General features: G+C 61.3%; 6 protein-coding genes. 2 read left to right on the top strand and 4 right to left on the bottom strand.

The annotated features are described in order from the left end of the window. Positions 1-116: 116 nt before the first annotated feature. Genes AB7I51_RS17540 through AB7I51_RS17530 form a run of 3 tightly spaced genes read right to left on the bottom strand, consistent with a single transcriptional unit; the run spans position 117 to position 1721 of the window. Positions 117-398, bottom strand: coding sequence for a hypothetical protein (locus AB7I51_RS17540; RefSeq protein ID WP_428405566.1), 282 nt, complete (start codon positions 396-398; stop codon positions 117-119). Between the two features lie 48 nt (positions 399-446). Beyond that, complete coding sequence (locus AB7I51_RS17535) at positions 447-1460, bottom strand: recombinase family protein (RefSeq protein WP_428405565.1); 1014 nt, start codon at positions 1458-1460, stop codon at positions 447-449. Between the two features lie 27 nt (positions 1461-1487). Further along, positions 1488-1721, bottom strand: coding sequence for a hypothetical protein (locus tag AB7I51_RS17530; protein WP_428405564.1), 234 nt, complete (start codon positions 1719-1721; stop codon positions 1488-1490). A 251-nt stretch (positions 1722-1972) separates the two neighbouring features. Between AB7I51_RS17530 and AB7I51_RS17525 the strand changes: the two genes are divergently transcribed. Next, complete coding sequence (locus tag AB7I51_RS17525) at positions 1973-2359, top strand: integration host factor subunit alpha (protein WP_428405563.1); 387 nt, start codon at positions 1973-1975, stop codon at positions 2357-2359. 22 nt (positions 2360-2381) lie between these two features. Here AB7I51_RS17525 and AB7I51_RS17520 read toward each other — a convergent pair whose 3' ends face one another. Continuing rightward, positions 2382-4169 (bottom strand): DUF3363 domain-containing protein, encoded by a 1788-nt coding sequence (locus AB7I51_RS17520; RefSeq protein WP_428405562.1) that lies wholly within the window; start codon positions 4167-4169, stop codon positions 2382-2384. A gap of 570 nt (positions 4170-4739) precedes the next feature. On the opposite strand from AB7I51_RS17520, the gene tnpA reads away from it, so the two are divergent. After that, positions 4740-5210 carry an IS66 family insertion sequence element accessory protein TnpA gene (gene tnpA / locus AB7I51_RS17515; protein WP_428405561.1) on the top strand — a complete coding sequence of 157 codons (471 nt, stop codon included), beginning with the start codon at positions 4740-4742 and terminating at the stop codon, positions 5208-5210. The last annotated feature ends 213 nt before the right edge of the window (positions 5211-5423 follow it).

Raw genomic sequence — 5423 nt, 5'->3', positions numbered from 1 at the left:
CTACAACTTCCGCCGCCTGCTCGCATGGCTGGCGCTTCTGTGGGCCTTGTTCCTGAACGTCCTCGACGACGCCAACGCCTCAAATCGCCGACTAATCGCCGCTTAAATCGCGTTCTTCACGGGCGACTGGCCCGGTCGCGATCCGATTTAAGCGCGGTGAGCCGGTCCGCCAGCGTCTCGTCGATGTCGGTGACGCCGTCTTCGACCATTTTGTAAAGACGGCACAACTTGTCGTCGGCCTGGCCGATCTCCTGTTGCAGGACGCGCGCCCGCTCCTGGACTTCGGCGTCGCTTGACGCCTTCTTTTCTGTCAGCGAGGTCAGAAGGCCGGCCAAACGGTTCGGGCCGAGCAGCCGGTCGGCGAGGTGAGCGGTGACTAATCCGTCGAGCCCGTCCATGGCGATGGAGCGGCCTTTACAGCCCGTCTTGCCGATACGCGCGGCTGTCTAGCACGAATAATAGCGATGCACCTTGCCGGATTTTGACGTGCCTGTGCGGAGCGTCATCGCCCCGCCGCATGTCGCGCAATGCGCAAGGCCCGTGAGGAGGATCGGCCCCGTGACGACACGCGGCGGCAGGATGCGCAGATCGCGGGCTTTCAGGCTCCGCTGAGCCCTGTCGAAAGCTGGTTGTTCAATGATCGCCGGAACCGCAACTTCAATGATTTCATTCGCGGGTTTGGATCGCCCAGTTTTGGCCTCGCGCTGGTTGAAGCGCCAGCGCCCCTTATAGACGGGGTTTGTCAGTATCTTGTGGACCGAAGCGACGCCGAAACGGGCGCCAAGCCGTGTCCGTAGCCCTTGCGCATTCAGCGCCTTGGTCACCTCCTTGACGCCCATCGGCCCCTTGCCGCCATCGCCTTCGAGATAGAGGCGATAAATCAGCCGCACCGTCTCGGCTTCAACAGGATCGATGACGAGCTTCTTCTTGGTGCGATGGCCGCGCTTGTCGACCTCGCTCAGCGCATAGCCGAGCGGCAGGCGCGAGCCATTGTAGAAGCCTTGGCGGGCGTTCTCTTTCATGGCGCGGAGCACATGCTTGCCGTTCTCGCGGCTCTGATATTCGTCGAAGAGCGCGATGACCTGCCGCATCATCACCTGCGCAGGATCGTCACCAAGCTCTTGCGTGATAGAAACGAGTCGCACGCCATGCTTGGCAAGCTTGCGGACATACATCTCCAAGCCGAAGGCGTCGCGGAAGAAGCGCGAGAAGGAATGAATGACGATGGCGTCGATTGGATGATCGTCGTCGCAAGCGCGCTCGATCATGCGCTGGAATTCGGGCCGGTTGTCATCCATGGCGGAGGCGCCCGGTTCGACATATTCGGTCACCACTCGCCAGCCTTGGCGGGCGCAGTATGCGCTCGTCTGCGCCTGCTGGTCAGGAATGGACAGATCGACCTCCGCCTGTCGCGTGGTTGAAACGCGCAGATAGAGAGCGGCTCGAACAGGGTCGGTCATGTGGAGCTCCCAGGCTCAATCGAATGCTCAATGACGCGGTCGCAGAAATGCGTCGAGCATGTCGCCGAGAAACATCTCCAACACATCGATTTCGGCCGCGGTAACGGGAATGTCTTCGGGCCAATCGTCGACGACGGCGATTTCGTCAGCCGCGTTGATCGTTCTCGAAGCCGAATCATACTGCCTGAGCCCGCGAACGCCATCGTCATTTGCGTTCCGGCCGGCGGAAAGTTGTTGATGCGCGCGACGAGGACGAGCCATGCCGAAACCATGGCGGCGGATCGTCGCCAATAGAACAGCCCAATTCTGCGACACAGCACGAGGCGCAGTATGGAGAAGAATTGGAAACGCCCAGCAAGGACAGCGGAACTTCAATCGTTCCCGGCGTCGTCAGTCGGCTCGGAAACACAGCGAGGGAGACTGTAGAGGTAAGATTTTCGCACGGTTGCGCGGCCGAAAAGGAACGAATAATCGTATGTCTTCTGTAAAATCGTCTCAATGGAGTGGCGGCCATGAGCATTCTTGTAGGCGGACACGCAAGGTCCGGATCAATTGCCGACGTTCGTATGCTGAAGAAAAACGCTAAAGCTCGCGCGTTGACGCGGGCGAAGTTAAGCGAAGCAGCATTTATTAGCTGTCCGACATTATCCCGTTTGCAAGCCCGACAGATTGTCGATGATGTGTTCGAAGAAATTGCTTCAGCGCTTGCTCGCGGCGAGTCGGTCAAATTGAGCGCTTTTGGCGCATTCACGCTTCGCGCCAAACAAGCGCGGATTGGCCGCAATCCGAAAACGGGCGAATCGGCCATGATCAGCGCGCGGAAAGTCGTAACTTTCCGCGCCTCGCCCCATTTGGTCGCGCGCGTGAATTGCCAAATAGTTCAACGTCTTCGAGGCTGAATTTCCTTTCTTTAAGTAGCACTTACATTCCGATTCCAATCCCGCGTGTCCGTGTAAAATCCCATGAGATTCCCGAGTCGCGCACGACGCCGCTGATTTGGCGTCCCAGCCGCTCGTCCATAACCGGCCGCGAGGGGACCAGCGTGAACTCATAGGCGTTCTCGACGATGGCGAATTTGCCCGAGACCAGAGTCGTCGTGCCGGTGAAGACCCCGGAGACGCGCTCGCCTTCGCTCTTCATTCGGAACTGCGCGTGCTTGTCCGCCGCCATGGATTTGCCGGCGCGTTCGACCTCGCCACGCTCCAACCGCGCGACGAGGTCTTTGGGCGCGCGGATGCCCCCCTCCGGCGTGCGCCAGGCGTGGCCTTTGTCGACGAGGGCTTCCTTTCGCCGCAACATGGCCCCGCTGACCTCGGTCCCAAAGCCGGCTTGAACAAGCGGCACCCGATTGGGGGAGACGAGTTCGCGGTCGAGCCAGGTAGCGCCATTGGCGTCGATCTGGGCTTCAAGGTCGAGATTGGAAAGAAGGCGAAGCGCCACCCGTCCGCGCCGCTGGGCGTCATGCTCCGCAGCGCGCGCCTCAAAGTCGGTCGGGAGACGCCAATGGTCGGCGTCGATCCGCTCCACGATCCCCGCCCGGCGCAGCGCCTCCAGCCTTCGCACATGGCTTTCGACATAGGAGTCATAGTCCCCACCTGGAACACGGACGCGGCTCGCCTCCGCTATGATGCGGTGGACGCTGGGGCGATACTCGCCTGAGGCGTCGGCGAGCTGCGCGATGTTGCGATCGGCCGGTCGCGGGCCCGCGGGCGCGGGGGCGATCTCCACAATCGATCCGATGGACGCTTCCTCGGCGGCGTTCGCCATCGCCTGCGAGCCGAGCGCGACATGGTGGACGCGCCCGTCAACGCCATCGACGACGAGGCCAAGTCGCTCGCCAAGTTCCTCGGTCAACCGCTTGTCGATCACGCGCCCAGTGATCCGGGTTTTGGTCTCCTCGCCGTGAAGGGAATAGCTTTCCAGCGCGCGCTCTTCTCCTCGAGCCTTGAGCGCCCGATTGATTGCCTTGACGATATCGCCGCGCTCGCCGAGTTCCCGCAGCATCGGCTCCAGCTCGTCGGACAGCTTCCAGACGCCCGGCTCGCGCTCCGTGGCGAGGCCGTAGCGCGCCAGCGTCTGCAATCTGCCGATGCGCAGCGTTCGATCGAAATCGGCGCGGACCTGGCCCGTCTCGGGTCGCAGGTCGAGCGTTTCCTCGCCGGCCTCGGCGAGCATCGCCCGATCAATCCGGGTGAACCGCTCGGCGGCGATTTCCGCAGTGAGCTTTGATCGCAGTTCGAGGTCGGTCTCCGGCCCCAATTCGAGCGTCGCCAACTCCTGCGCGCGAAGCCTGACGCCATCCGTGATGTAGTCCTGCGCGATGATCAAATCCTTGCCGGTATCATCCTTGCCCCGGACGACGACATGGCTATGGGGATGGCCGGTGTTGAAGTGGTCGACCGCGACCCAGTCGAGTTTCGTGCCGAGGTCTGCCTCCATTTGCTTCAACACGTCACGGGTGAAGGCGCGAAGGTCAGAAAGCTGATCGCCGTCTTCGGGCGCGACGATGAATCGGAACTGATGCCGATCCTCGCGCCCTTGCTCCAGAAACGAGCGGCCATTCGCCACGTCAGTCTCCGCTCCGTAAAGCCTGCCTCTCTCTCCTTCCCGGTCGGTCCCGTCCCGCTGCAAGTAACGCAGATGCGCGTCAGCTCCCTTGGAGCCCAGTTTCAAACGGACGATCCGCGCCTTCACAACGACGCGGCGCATCCGTTCGCCAGGCCCGCGCCCCTCAGCCGCAAGCTTCAATCGATTGGCCGCCGCCTGTCCCCGACCGATGCGGGAGCATCTCCCTTTCCGGGGCCAACCCGACGCGCCATCACGACGTCGATCGGAGCGACCATTGCGCTTCGGAGTCGGCCCGATCCCGGCGCCCTTCGCCTTCGTCACGGCCTTCAACACCTGCGCCACGAAGGAGCGCGGTCGCCGCGCCGCCGCGCTGCCGCGATCACGAATTCTCCCGGTGCGGAGTCGAAGGTCAGAAGTGTCGTCGCCGCTCATGCGCAAGAGCTTGCGCCGGCGCGCCTGCAAAACAAGCGCAAATCCGAGCAGCTCGCATCATGGCGTTGAAAAAGAAACGATAAGCGAAAGCGCCTACACTGCAAAAAGTCTCATGGCCGGCAAATAACAATGTGCAGACAAACACATACACGCAAGCGGCACGGTTGCTTTAATCTTGCCTTCACAGAACAACAGTAGTAAGCGTCCGAACTCTGCACGATCTCTTGGGCGTGCAATTTCGTGACATATCGGGTTTTCTCGCACATGGGAGGATCTCCGGTGGTCTCGAAACGATTCCAGAACACGGCATGGCGCTCTTACTGGTCGACGCATATTGAAGCGTGGCGCCGAAGCGGCCTCTCGCGCACCAAATATTGTCGCGATCATCGGCTCAACAAGGCGACTTTCGATCGCTGGCTGAAGCAGCTTGAAGGCGCGGAAGCCGCGAAAAAAGCTGCGGAACTTCTGCGCGAACAGCGTCGTCAGTGCCGCCGTCGAGGGCCATCTCCGCTGTGCAAATCGAAGCGCTCGATCGCCGTTCAAGCGTTCTGGGCGATGCATGTCGAAGCGCTGAACTGGAGCGGATTGTGCGCCACGCATTACGCCAACGCTCACAATCTTTCGCTGGTCAGTTTGCGCCGCTGGCGCGATTTGTTCGACAGCGGCGAGGTGGAGATTGACTGGCGCGCGTATCTTCATCCGAGCGCTCGCGCGAAAATAAGCAGCGGCGCTAGCCCATCTTATTCGTGACGGCGCGACTTTCGGCATCGTCGTGATGTCGGGCGGCATGGCCGCGCGGCGGCGTTCGGGTTTTTCACCCCTTCGAGGACCGCACTTTCTAGAGCGGTTTCTTGTCTGATTGAATCGAGAGGGATTCACGAATCAGCTTTGTTCTGATTCAAACTGCCTGCTGGCGAAGGAGGCCGGCAGGCATGTCGAAGAAGACTCTTTCGCTCGATCTCC

Origin of the sequence: Methylocystis sp. (assembly GCF_050246715.1) — a bacterium.
Lineage (GTDB): Bacteria > Pseudomonadota > Alphaproteobacteria > Rhizobiales > Beijerinckiaceae > Methylocystis.
Note: the sequence above shows the minus strand (reverse complement) of the source record. Positions and strands in the feature narration are given on the sequence as shown.